The following is an 18925-nucleotide window of genomic DNA, read 5'->3' as shown; positions in this document are numbered from 1 at the left end:
AAACCGGCATCATGCGCGGCATCATGCGCGGCATCATGCGGGCGCCGTCCCATGCATCACCCCAGGCGCCGCGCCCGCGACACCGCACGGGAGGATGGGCATCATGCGCCGTTACCGCGAGTTCCACCGCGAGTCGATCGATCGACCCGAAGACTTCTGGCGCCGCGAAGCCGCGCGCATCCATTGGCAAACGCCGTTCACCGAGGTGCTCGACCAGTCGAATCCGCCCTTTGCGCGCTGGTTCGTGGGCGGGCGCACGAATCTGTGCTTCAACGCCGTCGACCGGCATCTCGACACCCGTGCGCAGCAAAATGCGCTCGTCTACGTGTCGACCGAAACCGGCATCGAGCGCCGCTACACCTACGCCGATCTGCACGCCGAAGTGAACCGCATGGCCGCCGTGATGCGCTCGCTCGGCGTGCAGCGCGGCGATCGCGTGCTGATCTATCTGCCGATGATTCCCGAGGCCGTGTTCGCGGTGCTCGCCTGCGCGCGCCTTGGCGCGATCCACTCGGTGGTGTTCGGCGGCTTCGCGGCGCCAAGCCTCGCCGCGCGCATCGACGACGCGAAGCCCACGCTGCTCGTCGCCGCCGACGCCGGCGCGCGCGGCGGCAAGGTGATCGACTACACACCGCTCGTCGACGAGGCCATGTCGCGCGCCGAACATGCGCCGCCGCGCGTGCTGCTGATCGACCGGCAGTTGGCGCCCGAGCGCCTCAGCGCGCCCTGGCTGATCGACTACGAACCGTTGCGCGAGCAGCATTACAACGCGCATGTCCCCTGCGAATGGCTCGAATCGAACGAGCCGTCCTATGTGCTCTACACCTCGGGCACGACCGGCAAGCCCAAGGGCGTGCAGCGGGACGTCGGCGGCTATGCGGTGGCGCTTGCCGCGTCGATGGAGTACATCTTCGAGGGCCGCGCCGGCGACACCATGTTCACGGCGTCGGACATCGGCTGGGTCGTGGGCCACAGCTACATCATCTATGCGCCGCTGCTCGCGGGCATGACCACGGTGATGTACGAAGGCACGCCCGTGCGGCCCGACGGCGGCATCTGGTGGCGCTTGGTCGAGCAGCACCGCATCAACCTCATGTTCACCGCGCCCACCGCGATCCGCGTGCTCAAGAAGCAGGATCCGGCGCTGCTGCGCGCCGCCGACCTGTCGAGCCTGCGCACCCTCTTTCTCGCGGGCGAGCCGCTCGACGAGCCCACCTCGGTGTGGATCTCGGACGCGCTCGGCAAGCCGGTCGTCGACAACTACTGGCAGACCGAGACCGGCTGGCCGATGCTCGCGATCCAGCGCGGCGTGGAAGCCCTGCCGCCGAAGGTCGGCTCGCCGGGCGTGCCGTGCTACGGCTACGACCTCGTGCTGCGCAACGAGCATACGGGCGAGCCCTGCGCGCAGGGCGAGAAAGGCGTGATCACGCTGAGCTACCCGCTGCCGCCGGGCTGCATGCAAACGGTCTGGGGCGACGATGCGCGCTTCGTGAAGACGTACTGGGAGAGCGTGCCCGGCCACCAGGTGTATTCGACCTTCGACTGGGGCGTGCAGGACGAGAACGGCTATGTGACGATCCTCGGCCGCACCGACGACGTCATCAACGTGGCGGGCCACCGGCTCGGCACGCGCGAGATCGAGGAAGCGATCTCGTCGCACGCGGCGGTCGCCGAAGTGGCCGTGGTGGGCGTGAACGACACGGTGAAGGGCCAGGCCGCGCTCGCGTTCGTGGTGCTGCGCGATGCGGGTGCGGCGGCCGATCCGGCAGCGGCGGACCATCTCGCCGCCGCGCTCGCGGCCACCGTGGACCGCCAGCTCGGCGCCATCGGGCGGCCCGCGCGCGTGCACTTCGTGTCGATGCTGCCGAAGACGCGCTCGGGCAAGCTCCTGCGCCGCGCGATCGCGGCGCTCGCCGAGGGGCGCGATCCTGGCGACTTGCCGACCATCGAAGACGCGGCGGCGCTGCAGCAGATCCGCGAGGCGGTCGAGTCAACCGGCAAGGCGTAAGGCGGCGATCGAAGGCGCGCTCGCTGCGCCTTCAGGAAAGCTGGGCGGCGCGGCGGGCTTCGCCCTGCTCGGCCTCGCCGCCTTCATCGGCTTCATCGGCTTCGATGTCGGCCTCAACGCGCGCACGCGACGGCAACGCCGCGACCGCCAGCGCCGCCACGAGCCCGGTCACCGCGAAAGCCACGAAGTTCCACGACCAGTTCGCGCCGACGCTCGCGATATAGCCGCCCAGGAGCGGCCCGCACATCGCTCCGAAGCGCGCGAAGGACAGCGCCCAGCCCGTGGCCGCGCCGCGTGCGTGGGACGGATAGAAGTGTGTCAGATGGCCCGTCAGGATCAGCGAAGCGGAGATGCTGCCGATGCCCGCGAGCGCCACGAGCGCATAGCTCACAACGAGCGCGTTGCGGGTCATCAGCGCGGCGATCGCGAGCGCGCCGATGGCATAAGCCAGAGCGACCGTCGCACGCGCGCCGAAGCGGTCGGCGATCTTGCCGAGCACCACGCCGCCGCACGCGGAAGTCAGGCTGAACACGACCAGGAAAGCGAGGCTCGAGCCGAGATCGTAGCCCTGCTTGCGCATGATCATCGGTAGCCAGGTGTTGAGGCCGTAGACGAGCAACATGCCGCAGAACAGCGCGATCCAGAAGCAGGCCGTCGCGCGCAGACGCCGGCGCGCGAAGATCGCGGCCACGACGTCGCGCAGGCTGGTCCGTCGCTGGGACGCAGCGCCGCGCGCGCCGTGTACAACAGGCATCTCACCGGTCACGCCGAGCCGGGAGGCGAGCGCGCTCGCCTCGTCGATACGTCCGCGCGCGGCCAGATATTCGAGCGATTCGGGCAAGGCGAGCGCCATCGGCATCAGCGCGAGCAGCGGCAGCGCCCCCACCGCCATCACGCCGCGCCAGCCCCATGCGGGCAACAGCGCCATGGCCGCGAGCGCCGCGCACAGGATCCCGAGCGAGTAGCCGGAGTACATCATTCCGTAGTTGAAGCTGCGCCGCGCCGGCGGCGAATACTCGATCGTCAGCGCGGCGGCCACCGGAATCACTCCGCCGAGGCCGAGGCCGCCCAGAAACCGGCACAGGCCGAACCAGAACGGCGTGGGCGCGAGCGCGGCGCCGGCCATCGTCAGCGAGAACAGCGCGACGCAGGCCAGCAGCATGCGCCGCCGCCCGAGCAGATCGCCGAGCGTGCCGATCGCCATCCCGCCGAAAAACATGCCCGCGAGCGCATAGCTGCCGAGCGCGCCGAGCTGCATCGGCGTGAGATTCCAGTGGCGGTCGGCGGCCAGCGCGGGCAGCACCGCGCCGAGACTGCCGACGTCGTAACCTTCGAACAGGACGGACAAGCCGCAGACGAGCAGTACGGCGCGCGTCGTGCGCGCGGGAATGAAGCGGGCATCGGACATGGGCGGGCACGGCGCCATCCCGTCCGGGCGTCTCCAGATGCCTTGCAGCAAGGTTCCAAGGCGCAGGCGCGGACTTTCAGGCGCAGTCGGTCAATGGCGGTTGAACGGCAGGCCAGATTACTTTAGATATAAATAATTTCACAGTCATTGTTAACCCGCGCCCGCGGGTCGACTGCGGGTCGACGGCGGCCCCCCGAAGCCGCGCCGCTCAGCGCCCCGCCGGGCGGTACGACGCGAGAAAGCGCCGCAGAATACCGGTCGAATACGTCCCGGCGATATCGGTGAGGAACGACGAGAACGAGGTGCTCGCATGCTCGTCGGCGGTGTCGGAGATGGTGCGCACGACCGCGCACGGCACTTCGTACTCGTGGCAGACCTGGGCCAGCGCCGCGCCTTCCATTTCCACGGCGAGCGCATCGGGCAAGGCCGCGCGCAATGCGCCCACGGCCGCCGCGCTCGCCACGAACTGGTCGCCGCTGATCACGAGCCCGCGATGCACACCGGGGAGCGCGGTTTCGAAGCGCGGCAGCGCGGCGCTAAAGCGCGCCGCCAGCGCCGCGCCCTCTTCCGCGACGAAGCGCTCGCACGCGGCGGCCAGCGCATCGGCCAGCGCACGGTCGGCGTCAAAACGCGAGCGCGCAAGCAGCGGAATCTCGTGGCGCGGGAACAGCGGCTCGGCATTCATGTCGTGCTGGAGCAGCGTCTCGCCCACCACCACGTCGCCCACGTGCACGTCCGGTCCCACGCCGCCCGCCACGCCCGTGAAAACCACCGCGCCCACGTCGAAGACGTGAATCAGCGCGCTCGCCGTAGCCGCCGCGGCCACCTTGCCGACGCGTGCGAGCGTCACCACGCAGGGCACGCCATGCACGGTGCCGACGTGATAGTCGCGCCGCCCGAGCGTGCGCGTGACGACACCCGATTCGGCCTGCATCGTGGCGATCAGATCGCCGAGTTCCTGTGGAAGCGCGGCAAGCACGCCGAGCGGGCGCGCCGCGGCGCCGGGCTGTGTGGATGAGGGGGTCATTGCTTCAAAGGCCTGCAGGGTTGCGTCGATGGGTTGCGTCGATGGGTTGATGCGTTGCACGGGAGCGGCGCTCACTCGACCGGCTGCAGCTTCGCCACGGCCAGCGCAAGCCATTTCTCGCCATGGCGCTTGAAGCGCACTTGCGCCTTGGCGTCGGTGCCGCTGCCTTCGAGCGCTGTGATCGTACCTTCGCCGAACTTCGTGTGAAACACGACCTGGCCCACGCGAAAGCCCGTCTCAGCCGCGCGCTGCTCGTTGGCGAACGCGGGCGCGGGGCTCTTGTCCGCGATATAGGCATCGCGGTCGCGGCTGCCACCGCTGTTACCGCCACTGCCCGGACGCGCAAACCAGTCGCGCCCCCAACCAGCGTTGTCCGAGCGCCCGCCCCAGCGCGCGCCAGCCTCGACCTTCGGCGTGAGCCACTTGAGCGACTCCTGCGGCAACTCGTCGAAAAAGCGCGAGCGCACGTTGTAGCGCGTCTGGCCGTGCAGCAGACGGCTCTGCGCGAACGAGATATAAAGCCGCTCCTTCGCACGCGTGATCGCCACATACATCAGGCGGCGCTCTTCCTCGAGGCCATCGGCTTCCATCGCGCTGTTCTCGTGCGGGAACAGCCCCTCTTCGAGACCGGTGATGAACACCGCCGTGAATTCGAGCCCCTTCGCGGCGTGCACTGTCATCAACTGCACGGCGTCCTGGCCGGCCTGCGCCTGGTTGTCGCCCGCTTCGAGCGATGCATGCGAGAGAAAACCCGCGAGCGGCGTCATGAGGTCGGGGTTCTGCGCGGGATCCGTGATCGCGGGCGCGTCGAGCACTTCGATCTCGCCGTCCTGCGAGACGATCTCGGGCAGCGCGCTCGCGCCAGGGCGCAGCGGGATCGAGCGCGCGGGCGTGTCCATGCCGTAGCCTTCCTCGCTTACGAACGCGGTGGCCGCATTGACGAGTTCCTGCAAGTTCTCCAGACGGTCCTGGCCTTCGCGCTCGCCCTGGTAGAACTCGGCCAGACCGCTCATGCGCACGGTGTACTCGACGGTCTCGGGCAGGCTCATCTGCGCGGTTTCGGCGCGCATCTTCGCGACCAGGTTCGCGAACGAGCCGAGGCTCGTGCCGGCCTTGCCCGTGACGTACGGAATGGCCGCCGCCATCGAGCAGTTATAGAGGCGCGCTGCGTCGGCGAGCTGCTCGATCGAGCGCGCGCCAATGCCGCGCGTCGGGAAGTTCACGACGCGCGCGAACGCGGTGTCGTCGTTGGGGTTGTCGATCAGGCGCAAATAAGCGAGCGCGTGCTTCACTTCCTGACGCTCGAAGAAGCGCAGGCCGCCATACACCTTGTACGGCACACCCGCGTTCACGAGCGTGTGCTCGATCGTGCGCGACTGTGCGTTGCTGCGGTAGAGAATCGCGATCTCGTTGCGCGCGAGGCCCTGATTGATGAGCGCGCGCACTTCCTCGACGATCCAGCCCGCCTCCTGCGAATCGGTGGCGGCCTCGTAGACGCGCACCGGCTCGCCGTGGCCCGCGTCGGTGCGCAGATTCTTGCCGAGGCGTCGCGAGTTATGCGCGATCAGATAGTTCGCCGCATCGAGAATATGGCCGTGCGAGCGGTAGTTCTGCTCGAGCTTGATCATGTGCTTCACGCGGAATTCGCTCTCGAAGTCGCGCATGTTGCCTACGTTCGCGCCGCGGAACGCGTAGATCGACTGGTCGTCGTCGCCCACGGCGAAGATCGCGTTTCCCGGGCCCGCGAGCAGCTTGAGCCACGCGTACTGGAGCTTGTTGGTGTCCTGGAACTCATCGACGAGGATGTCGCGAAAGCGCGCCTGGTAATGCGCGCGCAGCGGCGGGTTGTACGAGAGCAGCTCGTAGCAGCGCAGCAGCAGTTCGGCGAAATCAACCACGCCCTCGCGCTGGCACTGCTGATCGTAGGCCTCGTAAAGCTCGACGAACTTGCGGTTGTAGTGGTCCGTGACGTCGACGTCCTTCGGCCGCAGGCCCTGCTCCTTCGCGTTGTTGATGAAGTGCTGGAGGTTCTTCGGCGGGAACTTCTCGTCGTCGATATTCAGACCTTTCATCAGGCGCTTGATGGCCGAAAGCTGGTCGGCCGTATCGAGGATCTGGAAGGTCTGCGGCAGGCCCGCGTCGCGGTAGTGCGCGCGCAGCATGCGGTTGCACAGGCCGTGGAAGGTGCCGATCCACATGCCGCGCGTGTCGATGGGCATCATCGCCTGAAGGCGGCTCGTCATTTCGCGCGCGGCCTTGTTCGTGAAGGTCACGGCGAGAATCGTCATCGGCGAGGCGAGGCCCTGCTGGATGAGCCACGCAATGCGCGTGATGAGCACGCGCGTCTTGCCGCTGCCGGCCCCGGCCAGAATGAGCGCCGGTTCGTTCGGCAATGTAACGGCGGCGTGTTGTTCGGGGTTCAGGTTCGCGAGCAGTTCGGGCATGGACGGGGCGTGGAAAGCGGCGGGGCTTCAGGGTAGACCGCCATTATAAATGGGCAGGGGCGATCGTCCGGCATGCCGCCTCGTCCGGCTCGCAATGCCTGGATGAACCGGGCAAGCCCTCGCGAGATCGGACTTGCCGGCCAACCAGACGCGCCATCGGGCCGGCCGCCGCTGCCATGGCGGCCGGCGATGCCGTGTCGGTCAGTACGCTCGGGCGACTTACGCCGAAAGCGGGGACGCCATGGCGTTACCCGGCATGAAGCCCGGCGCGGCGCCGCCGCTCACGCTGCTATAGCTACTGCTTTGGCTCGACGACTGCTCGCCGGACACGGCGTTAAAGGCATGAGTGGAACTCTGGTACTGGTTATAGCTGCCCATGGGCCCGACGCTGCCCGAATTCGAGTAGCTGGTACTGCCGACGACCCCGGACGGCGAGCTGAAGTTGTAACTATTGCTGTTGCCGAAATTCGCCGTGGTCCCGGCGCCAAAGTTCGCGCCCACCCCACTGCCAGCGCCGCCCAGATTCGCCAGGTTGAGCGAGGCGGCCGTCCCGTTGCCGCCGCCCGCCCCAACCGGGATCGCCGCCGGGTTCGCGCCGCCGCCCGCGTCAGCCGGGATCGCCGCCTGGCTCGCGCCGCCGTCCGGCGAGCCAGTGCCGGACCCGGAATCCCCCTTGCAGCCCAGCCCGCCCAGAATGCCGTTGGCGAGGCCGCTCAGCAGCCCGCCTGCCCCGCCGAACAACCCGCCCAGGGCGGCAGCGCCAAGCGGACCCGCCACCGCGCCACCGAGCTTCTGACCGATCTCGCCGCCAACGAGCCCGCCGGGATTACCACCCGCGGTGCCGCCCGGACTGGAAAGCGCCTCGCTAATCGACGGGGAATTACCACAAGTAAGCAGACTGCAACCGCCCGTCACCGCTTTCATCTCTTCTCGATCGATTTTTTGCATGACAATCCTCAGATGCACTACCAGAAAGCCCGTCTGGCCGGGTTGTCCGCGGGCCAGGCACCGCCCATGCAGGCCACTGCGCGAAAGCCGGGACAGGATCGAAGTTACGAGAACTGAAAACGCAGGGGCGGTACCTACGCATCGTTTTACGCGGCCCCCGGCATACGCCCTATAAGCGGCTCCGTAAAGCCGGGCGGCCCGTGCTGACGGCGCTTCCCCTTATAATCGAAAGTTTTCAGCATCTTTTTTCGGCAGATTCCACCCATGAGCGACAGCACGCTAGCGAAAAGCTTCGAGCCGCAGACGATCGAAGCCCACTGGGGCCCCGAATGGGAGCGCCGCGGCTACGCCGCCGCGACCCTCACGCCCGGCCGCGCCAACTTCTCGATCCAGTTGCCGCCGCCCAACGTCACCGGCACGCTGCACATGGGTCACGCGTTCAACCAGACGATCATGGACGGCCTCGCGCGCTACCACCGCATGCTCGGCGAGAACACGCTGTGGGTGCCGGGCACCGACCATGCGGGCATCGCCACGCAGATCGTGGTCGAGCGCCAGCTCGACGCGCAGAAGATCTCTCGCCACGACCTCGGCCGCGAGAAGTTCGTCGAACGCGTGTGGGAATGGAAGCAGCAGTCGGGCTCGACCATCACGGGCCAGGTGCGGCGCCTGGGCGCCTCGATCGACTGGTCGCGCGAGTACTTCACGATGGACGACAAGATGTCGGCCGCCGTGCGCGACGTGTTCGTGCGCCTCTATGAACAGGGCCTGATCTACCGCGGCAAGCGCCTCGTGAACTGGGACCCGGTGCTGCTCACCGCCGTCTCGGACCTCGAGGTGGCGAGCGAAGAAGAAAACGGCCATCTGTGGCACCTGCGCTACCCGCTCGCGGATGGCTCGGGCCACCTCACGGTCGCCACCACGCGCCCGGAAACCATGCTCGGCGACACCGCCGTGATGGTCCACCCCGAAGACGAGCGCTATGCGCACCTGATCGGCAAGATGGTCAAGCTGCCGCTCGCGGACCGCGAGATCCCCATCATCGCCGACGAATACGTGGACCGCGAGTTCGGCACGGGCGTCGTGAAGGTCACGCCCGCGCACGACTTCAACGACTACCAGGTGGGCCAGCGCCACGGCCTGCCGATGGTCGAGATCCTCACGCTCGACGCGAAGATCAACGACAACGCACCCCAAAAATATCGCGGCCTCGACCGCTTCGAGGCGCGCAAGCAGGTGGTGGCCGACTTCGAGGCGCTGGGCCTGCTCGAATCGGTGCAGCCGCACAAGCTCATGGTGCCGCGCGGCGACCGCACCGGCGTCGTGATCGAGCCGATGCTCACCGACCAATGGTTCGTGGCGATGACCAAGCCCGCGCCCGAAGGCACCTTCAACCCCGGCAAGTCGATCACCGAAACCTCGCTCGACGTGGTGCGCAGCGGCCAGATCAAGTTCGTGCCGGAAAACTGGACCACCACCTACTACCAGTGGCTCGAGAACATCCAGGACTGGTGCATCTCGCGCCAGCTCTGGTGGGGCCACCAGATCCCGGCGTGGTACGGCGAAAACGGCGAGATCTTCGTCGCGAAGAGCGAAGAAGAAGCGCGCGCGCAGGCCAATGCCAAGGGCTACAAGGGCGCCTTGAAGCGCGACGAAGACGTGCTCGACACGTGGTTCTCGTCGGCGCTCGTGCCGTTTTCGTCGCTCGGCTGGCCTGCCGAAACGCCTGAACTGAAGGCCTTCCTGCCCTCCTCCGTGCTGGTCACGGGCTTCGACATCATCTTCTTCTGGGTGGCGCGCATGGTCATGATGACCACGCATTTCACCGGCAAGGTGCCCTTCGACACGGTCTACGTGCACGGCCTCGTGCGCGACGCCGAAGGCCAGAAGATGTCGAAGAGCAAGGGCAACACGCTCGACCCGATCGACATCGTGGACGGCATCGAGCTCGAAGCGCTGGTTGCCAAGCGCACCACTGGCCTCATGAACCCCAAGCAGGCCGCGACCATCGAGAAGAAGACGCGCAAGGAGTTCCCGAACGGTATTCCCGCTTTCGGCACAGACGCGCTGCGCTTCACGATGGCCTCGATGGCGACGCTCGGCCGCAATGTGAACTTCGACCTCGCGCGCTGCGAGGGCTATCGCAACTTCTGCAACAAGCTCTGGAACGCCACGCGTTTCGTGCTGATGAACTGCGAAGGCCACGACTGCGGCTTCTCGAAGCCGGGCGCGTGCGAACCGGGCGATTGCGGCCCGGGCGGCTACACCGACTTCTCGCAGGCCGACCGCTGGATCGTCTCGCTGCTCCAGCGCGTGGAAGCCGAAGTCGCGAAGGGTTTCGCCGACTATCGCTTCGACAACGTGGCCAACGCCATATATAAGTTCGTCTGGGACGAATACTGTGACTGGTACCTGGAGCTCGCGAAGGTTCAGATCCAGACCGGCACGCCCGCGCAGCAGCGCGCCACGCGGCGCACGCTGTTGCGCGTGCTGGAGACGGTGCTGCGCCTCGCGCATCCGGTGATTCCGTTCATCACCGAAGCGCTGTGGCAGAAGGTAGCGCCGCTCACCGACGCCTGGCCGGCAGGCGCGGCTGAAGGCGAAGCATCGATCATGATGCAGCGCTACCCGCTGGCCGAGCCGAAGAAGATCGACGAAGCCGCCGAGCAGTGGGCCGCCGACCTGAAGGCCGTGATCGATGCATGCCGCAACCTGCGCGGCGAGATGGGCATCTCGCCCGCCACGAAGGTGCCGCTGCTGGTGACGGGCAACGCGGAACGCCTCGCGTCGTTCGCGCCTTATGCGCAGGCGCTCGCGAAGCTCTCGGAGGTCCAGATCATTGCCGACGAAGCGACGCTCGACGCGGCCTCGGCAGGCGCGCCGGTTGCTATCGTAGGTACGGATAAGCTCGTGCTCAAGGTAGAGATCGACGTGGCGGCCGAACGCGAGCGTCTCTCGAAGGAAATCACGCGACTGACGAACGAAGTGACGAAGTGCAATGCCAAGCTGGGAAATGACAGTTTTGTTGCAAAAGCCCCGCCTGCAGTGGTTGAGCAGGAGCAGAAGAGGCTGGCAGAATTTCAGGCAACGCTGGGCAAGCTGACCGCGCAACTCGCGCGGCTGCCTGCCTGAATCGGCTTAAGGTGAGGTCTGGCGGCGCGCGCGGCGTCAGATCCATCAGGACCAGGACTAAGAGACATGCTAAAAGTTACTAAAGCGGTATTTCCGGTAGCGGGCCTCGGCACGCGCTTCCTTCCGGCCACAAAGGCAAGCCCGAAGGAAATGCTCCCGGTCGTGGACAAGCCGCTGATCCAGTACGCGGTCGAGGAGGCCGTCGCCGCTGGCATCACCGAAATGATCTTCGTGACGGGCCGCAGCAAGCGCGCGATCGAAGACCATTTCGACAAATCGTATGAGATCGAAGCCGAGCTCGAAGCACGCGGCAAGGAAAAGCTGCTCGAGCTGGTGCGCAACATCAAGCCGAACAACGTCGACTGCTTCTACGTGCGCCAGCCCGAAGCGCTGGGTCTGGGCCACGCCGTGCTGTGCGCGGAAAAGCTCGTGGGCGACAACCCGTTCGCCGTGATCCTCGCCGATGACCTGCTCTACGGCACGCCGCCTGTCATGCAGCAGATGGTCGAGGTGTTCGATCACTACCATAGCTCGGTGCTCGGCGTGGAAGAGATCCCGCCCTCGGAAACGCGCTCGTACGGCATCGTCGACGGCAAGGAGTGGGAAGACTCGATCGTCAAGCTCTCGGGCATCGTCGAAAAGCCGGCGCCCGAAGTCGCGCCGTCGAACCTCGGCGTGGTGGGCCGCTACGTGCTCAAGCCGCGCATTTTCCAGCACCTGCGCTCGATCAAGCCGGGTGCGGGCGGCGAACTCCAGCTCACCGACGCCATCCAGTCGCTGCTCGCCGACGAGCAGGTGCTCGCGTACAAGTATCACGGCACGCGCTTCGACTGCGGCAGCAAGCTCGGCTACCTGAAGGCCACCGTGGAATTCGCGCTGCGCCACCCGGAAGTGGCCACCGATTTCGCGGAATATCTGCGTACGCGCAAGCCGGAGCTGGAGGGCTAGGCGCCCCCGGTTAAGCGCCCCCGGTTAAGCACCGCTGGCTGGTTAAGAAAATGGCCCGCAATCTCACGATTGCGGGCCATTTTTTCATGCGGTGCGCTCGGGCGCAGCACACCGGCTGATTCAGCGGCTGTTTCAGCGGCGGCGCATCAGGAACACAAAAGTCTTGTCCTGCTGCGAGCTTTCCACGATCTCATTGCCCGTCTGCTTGGCGAAGGCCGCGAAATCGCGCTGCGAGCCGGGATCGGTCGCGAGAACCTTGAGAATCTGGCCGCTTTCCATGTCGGCGAGCGCCTTCTTGGCGCGCAGGATCGGCAGCGGGCAGTTCAGCCCACGCGCATCCACTTCCTTGTGAACCTCAATCTGCATCGGGTTGGATCCTTCGTTGGCGCGCCGCCTCGGCGGAGGGCGCAGGGTGTGCACGGATAGCAGCGATTTTACCGCAGCCGCGTACAAGGCCGCTTGCGTGCCCCGGGCACCCTCTTGACGGCGTCTTGCACCCTCATGGCGCCCTTCGCGCCTCAGAGCGTCACCGCCTGCCCCGTGCGCAGCGACTCGCGCAACGCGCAACCTATTCGCGTCGCCTCCAGCGCGTCCTCAAGCGTCGCGCCCTGCCCCGCGCTCGCCGCCGCGTCCTCCGCCACGCCGGCCTCGCCATCGCGACGCGCGCGCACCGCCGCGACAAACGCCTGCGCTTCGATCAGGAACGCCTCCTCGAAGCGGTCGAAAAAGGTCGGCGTGCATTCGCTGCGCACGCCGTGCGCGTCGTAGATCTCCACGCGGTTCGAGCGCGGCAGATGGCCGATCGCCAGCGCGCCGGCCGTGCCGATTACCTCGCTCGACGTGTCGTTGCCATGCGCCATGGTGCGCGACGCATAGAACATCGCGAGCTTGCCGCCTTCGAATTCGCAAATCGCCACGCCGTTGTCGACATCGCCGAACTCAAGCAGGCCCTCATGCAACGCCACCGCGCCCGCCGCGAACACGCGCGTGGCGCGCGGCTTGCCGAGCAGCCAGCGCGCGACGTCGATGTCGTGCACGGTGCAGTCGAGGAAGATGCCACCCGAGCCGGGCGCGAAGCGCACGAAAAAGCCGTCCGGATCGTTGAGGTCGCAGGTTTGCGAGCGCACCAGAAATGGCCGCCCGATCGCTCCGGCGCGCAGCTTCGAAAACGCGTCGTGATAGCTAGAGTCGAAACGGCGCATGAAGCCAATCGTCACCTGCTGCGCCGGAAAGCGCCGCGCCTCCTCGACCACGCGCTCGCATTCGGCCACATCGAGCGAGAGCGGTTTCTCGCAGAATACGTGCTTGCCCGCGTACAACGCAGCAACGATCTGCTGCGCGTGCAGCGCCGAAGGCGTCACGAGCCACACCGCGTCCACCGCTGGATCGGCCAGGAGTTCGGCGTAGTCGCGGTATTGCCGCGCTTCAGATATTGCTTCGCGCGCCCACGCGAGATCGTCGTCGAGCGGGCTGCATACGGCCGCCAGCATCGCGCCCGGCACGCGATACGCAAGATTGAGCGCGTGCCGCCGCCCGAGCCGCCCCAGTCCGGCCACGCCCACGCGCAACGGCCGGACACGTTCATTCGCCTGCATCGTCTGTCTCCTTCGGCATCCTCTCTATCTGGCGAGCATGATGCCGTCACGGCCCTCACTCGCGCGACGTGATCACGCCCCCAGCTTCACCACGCGGCCCTCGCGCCACGACAGCGCCGCCGCCTCCGCCAGTTCCAGCGCCTTGAGGCCGTCGGCCACGCTCGTGCGCACGGGCGCGCCCTGCGTGACGGCCTCGTAAAAGTGCGCCATCTCGCGCGCATACGCGGCCCGGTAGCGCTCGAGAAAAAACGCCTCCGGCACGTCCCGCGCGACCGCGCTTTTGGTCCACGACACCACTTCGGTAGGGGTCATGTTGCCGGCCTGCAGCATGCCCGCGCTGCCGAGAATCTCGAAGCGCTGGTCGTAACCATAGGCCGCGCGCCGCGCCGTGTTGATCTGGCAAAGACGGCCGCGCTTCGTGCGGATCGTGACGGCGGTGGAGTCGATATCGCCCGCATCGGCGATGGCGGGGTCGGAAAGGCAACTGCCCGTGGCATGCACGGTGTCGGCTTCGTCGTCGAGAATCCAGCGGAAGATGTCGAAGTCGTGGATCAGCATGTCCTTGAAGATGCCGCCCGAGTGCAGGATGTATTCCACGGGCGGCGCACCCGGGTCGCGGCTCGTCACGATCAGCATCTCGGGCGTGCCGATTTCGCCGGCGTCCAGACGCGCCTTGAGCGCCGCAAAGGTGGGATCGTAGCGGCGCTGAAAGCCGATCATGGCCACTACGCCCGCGCGCGCCACTGCGTCGGCGCATTCGCGGGCGCGCGCGATGGCGAGATCGACCGGCTTCTCGCAGAAGATATGCTTGCCCGCCGCCGCAGACTTCAAAATCAATTCGGAATGCGTATCGGTCGATGAGCAGATCACGCTCGCGTCGATCGAGGCGTCGCCGAGCGCGCCCTCCACGTCGGCCACTTTCGCGCCGTGCTGCGCCGCGAGCGCGGCCGCAGCCTCGCGGTTCACATCGACCACGTACTTCAGGCGCACGCCGGGCTGGCGCGCGAGGTTCGCCGCATGAATCCGGCCGATGCGGCCCGCGCCGAATACCGCAACATTCACCGCCGCATCCGGCGTCCTTGCTTCAGTCATCGTATTCTCCAGGGTCGGTCGATTCTTCCACGTTGAGTTCTAGCCGGTACGCGAGCGCCACGAACAGCGCCTGGCACAGGCAAAACGTGCTCGTCAGCGAGCGGAACGCGAACGCGCTCCCCTCCTTCACATAAAGCTGCGCATCGGCATGACGCGCGATCGGAGACAGTTGGCTATCCGTAATAACCAGCGTCTTCGCCTGATGCTGCTGCGCCACGCGCAGGCAGTACTGCGTCTCCTTGCCATAGGGCGCAAAACTGATGGCGATCACCACGTCGCCCTTCTTCACGCTGCGGATCTGCTCGTGATACATGCCGCCGAAGCCCGACACGAGATGCACGCGCTTTCTCGTGTGCTGCAAGGCGTAGACGATATAGCTCGCCACCGCGAACGAGCGGCGCACGCCAATCACGTAGATGTTGTCCGCGTGCTCGAGCATTTTCACGGCGGCGTCGAACTGCGCGTCGTCGAGTCCTGCCTCCAGTTCGTCGAGTCCATTGCGGCACGCGCCGATGAATTCGCGCGCAACCGCGCCGCCGAGCTCGGGGCTCGCGCTGCCGTCTTTCGCCTCGATCAGCTGGCGTATGCGCTGCTGATAGCTCGTGGCCGACACTCCCTGCCCCGCATAGGCCTGGCGGAACACCGCCTGCAAATCGGAGAAGCCCGAAAAGCCGAAGCGCTGCGCGAAGCGCACCACCGCCGACGGATGCACCGAGCAGCGCGCGGCAATGTCGCTCGTGCGATCCATCATGATGCTCGCGCGGTTCTGCTCGATATAGGTCGCGACGCTCTTCAACTGCCGCGGCAGCGCCTCGTACTCGTGCGCGATGCGCTGCATCAATTCGTCCACGCCCGCTACGGCGTCGCTGGTTTCATCGGCCATGATCGTTTTTCCCTGTTGCTTGCTGCAGTGTGGCAAAGCCGTGCCGCAAACCCTTACTGAGCCCGCTTTCGAACGGCCTGCCAACGGAGCCGATTATAGGCAGCGCCACACCCAATTGGAACAGATTTTCCATTTTTATTTGCAATGAAATTTCTGTTGCAACTCATCCAACGATCGCCTAATCTTGTCGATGAGCGAAGCGGCAACGCAAGCCAGAAAGCGCGCGTCGCTCACCCCAAGAACGAACGACAGACCGAGAAAGGTGGAGACAATGACGCAACGCAAGGGCAAGACCATGCTCCGAAGGTTGGCCGCGGCGCTCACGCTGGCAGCGGGACTGACCGGCTTGAGCGCGCTGGGTGCGCAACCGGCGCAGGCCGCCGACGCGCACTTCGTGCTGATCAGCCACGCGCCGGATTCGGACTCGTGGTGGAACACCATCAAGAACGCCATCAAGCAGGCCGACGAAGACTTCAACGTCGAAACCGACTACCGCAATCCGCCCAACGGCGACATCGCCGACATGGCGCGCCTGATCGAGCAGGCCGCCGCGCGCAACTACGACGGCGTCATCACCACCATCGCCGACTACGACGTGCTGAAGAATTCCATCGGCAAGGTCACCGAAAAGAAGATCCCGCTCGTCACGATCAACTCCGGCACCGAGGAACAAAGCGCGAAGCTCGGCGCGATCATGCATGTGGGGCAGCCCGAATACGTGGCGGGCCACGCAGCCGGCGAAAAGGCCAAGGCCGCGGGCGTGAAGTCGTTTCTCTGCGTGAACCATATCGCGACCAATACGGTTTCGTTCGACCGTTGCCGCGGCTTTGCGGACGCCATCGGCGTGAACTACAAGACCTCGACGATCGACTCGGGCCAGGACCCGACCGAAATCCAGTCGAAGGTGAGCGCGTATCTGCGCAACCACCCGAACACGGGCGCGATTCTCACGCTCGGTCCCGTGCCGGCGGCCGCCACGCTCAAGGCGGTTCAGCAGATGGGCCTCGCGGGCAAGATCTACTTCTGCACCTTCGACTTCTCCGATGAGATCGCCAAGGCGATCGGCGCGGGCACGATCCAGTTCGCCATCGACCAGCAGCCGTATCTGCAAGGCTATATCCCGGTGGCCGTGCTCGCGATCGTGAAGAAGGAGCATACGACCGATCCGGCGAAGATCCGCCAGATTCTCGAAGCGAATCCGAAGTTCAAGCAGCGTCTGGACACCTACGGCCTGCAACCCTCGTACGGACCGCGCAATATCCGTTCGGGTCCGGGTTTCATCACCAAGGAGAATATCGACAAAGTCGTTAAGTACGCGGGTCAATACCGCTGATCCCGCAGGTTCAAAGCGTCTTCTCGTCAGCAAGAGGCCGCACCTGGCACGGTGCGGTCGAATCAAGGAGCCATCATGGGTGTAGCCGGCAAACACTTCCCCTCGCATGCAACGGACGACACGCAGGACCCGCGCGCGGGTCAGCCGTCGCCAGCGGGGCCAGGCGCGACCGACGAGCGCGTGCGGCGCGAATCGTGGTTCGGGCATCTGCTCGGCCGCCCCGAATTTGCCGCGATTTCCGGCACCGTGCTCGTGTTCGCCGTGTTCGCGATCGGCGCGGGCGGCTCCGGGATGTTCGACCTCGACGGAGTGATGAACTGGTCGCAGGTAGCCGCATACTTAGGCATCCTTTCGGTAGGCGCGTGCCTGCTGATGATCGCCGGCGAGTTCGATCTCTCGATCGGCTCGATGATCGGCTTTGCCGGCATGATGGTGGCCATTCCCACCATGTACTTCCACTGGCCCATCGTACTGTCCATCCTGTTCGCGTTCGCGGGCTGTATCGCGCTAGGCGCATTGAACGGCTACCTCGTAATGCGCACGCGGCTGCCCTCGTTCATCGTCACGCTCGCGTTCCTGTTTATCCTGCGCGGCCTCACGCTCGCGCTCTCGATCATGTTCGCCGACCGCACCATCGTCTCCGGCGTGGGCGACGTCGCGAAAGCCGACTATGTGACCAATCTGCTCTTTCACGGCACCGCGTTCAAGGGCTTGTTCGTGGCGCTCGCGCATATCGGCATCGGCAAGATGCTCGACAACGGCCAGCCGCTCGTGCCGGGCGTGCCGAAGGTCATTCTCTGGTGGTTCGCGCTCGTGGCCATCGGCGCGTTCACGCTCGCCAAGACGCGCTACGGCAACTGGATCCTCGCCGTGGGCGGCGACGCCAACGCCGCAAAAAACGTTGGCGTGCCGGTCAAGCGCGTGAAGATTTCGCTCTTCATGCTCACCGCGTTCTGCTCGTGCCTGTTCGCCGTGCTGCAAGTGTGCGACATCGGCTCGGCCGCTGCGGACCGCGGCCTGCAAAAGGAGTTCGAGGCCATCATCGCCGCGGTGATCGGCGGCACACTGCTCACGGGCGGCTATGGCTCGGTGATCGGCGCGGCGTTCGGTGCGCTCATCTTCGGCGTGGTGCAGATCGGCATCACCTACACGAACATCGATTCGGACTGGTTCCGCGTCTTCCTTGGCGTGATGCTGCTCATCGCCGTGCTCTTCAACCACTATGTGCGCCGACGCGTCGCGCAATCGTAAGCCGGAGGCCGACATGACACGCTCGCAAAACAGCACAGCCAACGCAAGTGCCGCCTCCGGTGAAAGCGGTGACACGATCCTCGCGCTGGAAAACGTCAGCAAGTACTTCGGCAAGGTCATCGCGCTCAGCGGCGTCACGCTGCGACTGAAGCGCGGCGAAGTGCACTGCCTGCTCGGCGACAACGGAGCGGGCAAGTCCACGCTCATCAAGACGCTGGCCGGCGTGCACGCGCCCACTTCGGGCCAGTATTTCGTGGACGGCAAGCCCGTGCACTTCGATTCGCCCAAGGACGCGCTCGATCTCGGCATCGCGACGGTCTATCAGGATCTCGCGCTGGTGCCGCTGCTCTCGGTGGCGCGCAACTTCTTCATGGGCCGCGAACCGCAGAAGAAGCTCTTTGGCTTCATCAACGTGATGGATCTAGATGCGAGCGCAACCATTGCGAAAGAGCGCCTCTCCGAAATGGGCATCAACGTGCGTGACCCGCACCAGGCCATCGGCACGATGTCGGGCGGCGAGCGCCAGTGCCTCGCGATCGCGCGGGCGATTCACTTCGGCGCACGGGTGCTGATTCTCGACGAACCAACGGCCGCGCTCGGCGTGAAGCAGAGCTTCAACGTGCTCAAGCTGATTCATAACGCGCGCGCCAAAGGCATTTCGGTGATCTTCATCACGCACAACGTCCACCACGCGTACCCGATTGGCGACTCGTTCACGCTGCTCAATCGCGGCCGCTCGCTCGGCACCTACACGAAAGACACAATCAGCAAGAACGAGGTGCTCGACATGATGGCCGGCGGCGCGGAGATGCAGAAGATGATTGCCGAGCTCGACGGCGCAACCATTTGAATACGT

14 protein-coding genes are annotated in these 18925 nt (G+C 65.9%); 6 read left to right on the top strand and 8 right to left on the bottom strand.

Going from position 1 to position 18925, the window contains the following annotated elements; translation table 11 throughout:
* Positions 1-103: 103 nt before the first annotated feature.
* Positions 104-2008 (top strand): propionate--CoA ligase, encoded by a 1905-nt coding sequence (locus NH14_RS24455; protein WP_035533690.1) that lies wholly within the window; start codon positions 104-106, stop codon positions 2006-2008.
* A gap of 31 nt (positions 2009-2039) precedes the next feature.
* Here NH14_RS24455 and NH14_RS24450 read toward each other — a convergent pair whose 3' ends face one another.
* The 4 genes from NH14_RS24450 to NH14_RS24435 form a co-directional block, all read right to left on the bottom strand.
* Positions 2040-3416, bottom strand: a complete 1377-nt coding sequence (locus NH14_RS24450; RefSeq protein ID WP_152617309.1) for an MFS transporter — start codon at positions 3414-3416, stop codon at positions 2040-2042.
* 208 nt (positions 3417-3624) lie between these two features.
* Positions 3625-4443: a 5'-methylthioadenosine/adenosylhomocysteine nucleosidase gene (locus NH14_RS24445; protein ID WP_035533687.1), complete on the bottom strand. Its 819-nt coding sequence runs from the start codon at positions 4441-4443 to the stop codon at positions 3625-3627.
* A gap of 71 nt (positions 4444-4514) precedes the next feature.
* Positions 4515-6887, bottom strand: a complete 2373-nt coding sequence (locus NH14_RS24440) for a UvrD-helicase domain-containing protein (protein ID WP_035533640.1) — start codon at positions 6885-6887, stop codon at positions 4515-4517.
* A gap of 219 nt (positions 6888-7106) precedes the next feature.
* Positions 7107-7835 (bottom strand): hypothetical protein, encoded by a 729-nt coding sequence (locus tag NH14_RS24435; protein ID WP_152617308.1) that lies wholly within the window; start codon positions 7833-7835, stop codon positions 7107-7109.
* Positions 7836-8099: 264 nt separating this feature from the next.
* On the opposite strand from NH14_RS24435, the gene NH14_RS24430 reads away from it, so the two are divergent.
* Positions 8100-10967, top strand: coding sequence for a valine--tRNA ligase (locus NH14_RS24430; protein ID WP_035533637.1), 2868 nt, complete (start codon positions 8100-8102; stop codon positions 10965-10967).
* Positions 10968-11033: 66 nt separating this feature from the next.
* Positions 11034-11915: a UTP--glucose-1-phosphate uridylyltransferase GalU gene (gene galU, locus NH14_RS24425; protein WP_035533635.1), complete on the top strand. Its 882-nt coding sequence runs from the start codon at positions 11034-11036 to the stop codon at positions 11913-11915.
* 132 nt (positions 11916-12047) lie between these two features.
* On the opposite strand, the gene NH14_RS24420 is transcribed toward galU, so the two are convergent.
* The 4 genes from NH14_RS24420 to NH14_RS24405 form a co-directional block, all read right to left on the bottom strand.
* Positions 12048-12275, bottom strand: coding sequence for a sulfurtransferase TusA family protein (locus tag NH14_RS24420; RefSeq protein WP_035533686.1), 228 nt, complete (start codon positions 12273-12275; stop codon positions 12048-12050).
* A 158-nt stretch (positions 12276-12433) separates the two neighbouring features.
* Entirely contained in the window at positions 12434-13510 is a 1077-nt protein-coding gene (locus tag NH14_RS24415) for a Gfo/Idh/MocA family oxidoreductase (RefSeq protein WP_035533633.1), read from the bottom strand.
* Positions 13511-13582: 72 nt separating this feature from the next.
* Positions 13583-14602, bottom strand: a complete 1020-nt coding sequence (gene iolG / locus NH14_RS24410) for an inositol 2-dehydrogenase (protein WP_035533631.1) — start codon at positions 14600-14602, stop codon at positions 13583-13585.
* Entirely contained in the window at positions 14595-15485 is an 891-nt protein-coding gene (locus tag NH14_RS24405) for a MurR/RpiR family transcriptional regulator (protein WP_035533630.1), read from the bottom strand. The genes iolG and NH14_RS24405 overlap by 8 nt, the downstream gene beginning before the upstream one ends.
* A 271-nt stretch (positions 15486-15756) precedes the next feature.
* Here NH14_RS24405 and NH14_RS24400 point away from each other — a divergent pair, with 271 nt between their 5' ends.
* The 3 genes from NH14_RS24400 to NH14_RS24390 all read left to right on the top strand — a co-directional run bounded on the left by NH14_RS24400 (position 15757) and on the right by NH14_RS24390 (position 18919).
* Positions 15757-16818, top strand: a complete 1062-nt coding sequence (locus NH14_RS24400; RefSeq protein ID WP_035533628.1) for a sugar ABC transporter substrate-binding protein — start codon at positions 15757-15759, stop codon at positions 16816-16818.
* 75 nt (positions 16819-16893) lie between these two features.
* Entirely contained in the window at positions 16894-18069 is a 1176-nt protein-coding gene (locus tag NH14_RS24395) for an ABC transporter permease (RefSeq protein WP_035533627.1), read from the top strand.
* Between the two features lie 13 nt (positions 18070-18082).
* Positions 18083-18919: an ATP-binding cassette domain-containing protein gene (locus NH14_RS24390; RefSeq protein ID WP_052148515.1), complete on the top strand. Its 837-nt coding sequence runs from the start codon at positions 18083-18085 to the stop codon at positions 18917-18919.
* The last annotated feature ends 6 nt before the right edge of the window (positions 18920-18925 follow it).

This window comes from Paraburkholderia sacchari (assembly GCF_000785435.2).
In the GTDB taxonomy this organism is placed as follows: Bacteria; Pseudomonadota; Gammaproteobacteria; order Burkholderiales; family Burkholderiaceae; genus Paraburkholderia; species Paraburkholderia sacchari.
The sequence above is the reverse complement of the archived record's forward strand: the minus strand, read 5'-3'. Positions and strand labels throughout refer to the sequence as shown.

Coding starts and splice junctions, on each gene's coding strand:
- NH14_RS24455 (WP_035533690.1), top strand. CDS start 104: ATGCGCCGTTACCGCGAGTTCCACCGCGAGTCGATCGATCGACCCGAA.
- NH14_RS24450 (WP_152617309.1), bottom strand. CDS start 3,416: ATGTCCGATGCCCGCTTCATTCCCGCGCGCACGACGCGCGCCGTACTG.
- NH14_RS24445 (WP_035533687.1), bottom strand. CDS start 4,443: ATGACCCCCTCATCCACACAGCCCGGCGCCGCGGCGCGCCCGCTCGGC.
- NH14_RS24440 (WP_035533640.1), bottom strand. CDS start 6,887: ATGCCCGAACTGCTCGCGAACCTGAACCCCGAACAACACGCCGCCGTT.
- NH14_RS24435 (WP_152617308.1), bottom strand. CDS start 7,835: ATGCAAAAAATCGATCGAGAAGAGATGAAAGCGGTGACGGGCGGTTGC.
- NH14_RS24430 (WP_035533637.1), top strand. CDS start 8,100: ATGAGCGACAGCACGCTAGCGAAAAGCTTCGAGCCGCAGACGATCGAA.
- galU (WP_035533635.1), top strand. CDS start 11,034: ATGCTAAAAGTTACTAAAGCGGTATTTCCGGTAGCGGGCCTCGGCACG.
- NH14_RS24415 (WP_035533633.1), bottom strand. CDS start 13,510: ATGCAGGCGAATGAACGTGTCCGGCCGTTGCGCGTGGGCGTGGCCGGA.
- iolG (WP_035533631.1), bottom strand. CDS start 14,602: ATGACTGAAGCAAGGACGCCGGATGCGGCGGTGAATGTTGCGGTATTC.
- NH14_RS24405 (WP_035533630.1), bottom strand. CDS start 15,485: ATGGCCGATGAAACCAGCGACGCCGTAGCGGGCGTGGACGAATTGATG.
- NH14_RS24400 (WP_035533628.1), top strand. CDS start 15,757: ATGACGCAACGCAAGGGCAAGACCATGCTCCGAAGGTTGGCCGCGGCG.
- NH14_RS24395 (WP_035533627.1), top strand. CDS start 16,894: ATGGGTGTAGCCGGCAAACACTTCCCCTCGCATGCAACGGACGACACG.
- NH14_RS24390 (WP_052148515.1), top strand. CDS start 18,083: ATGACACGCTCGCAAAACAGCACAGCCAACGCAAGTGCCGCCTCCGGT.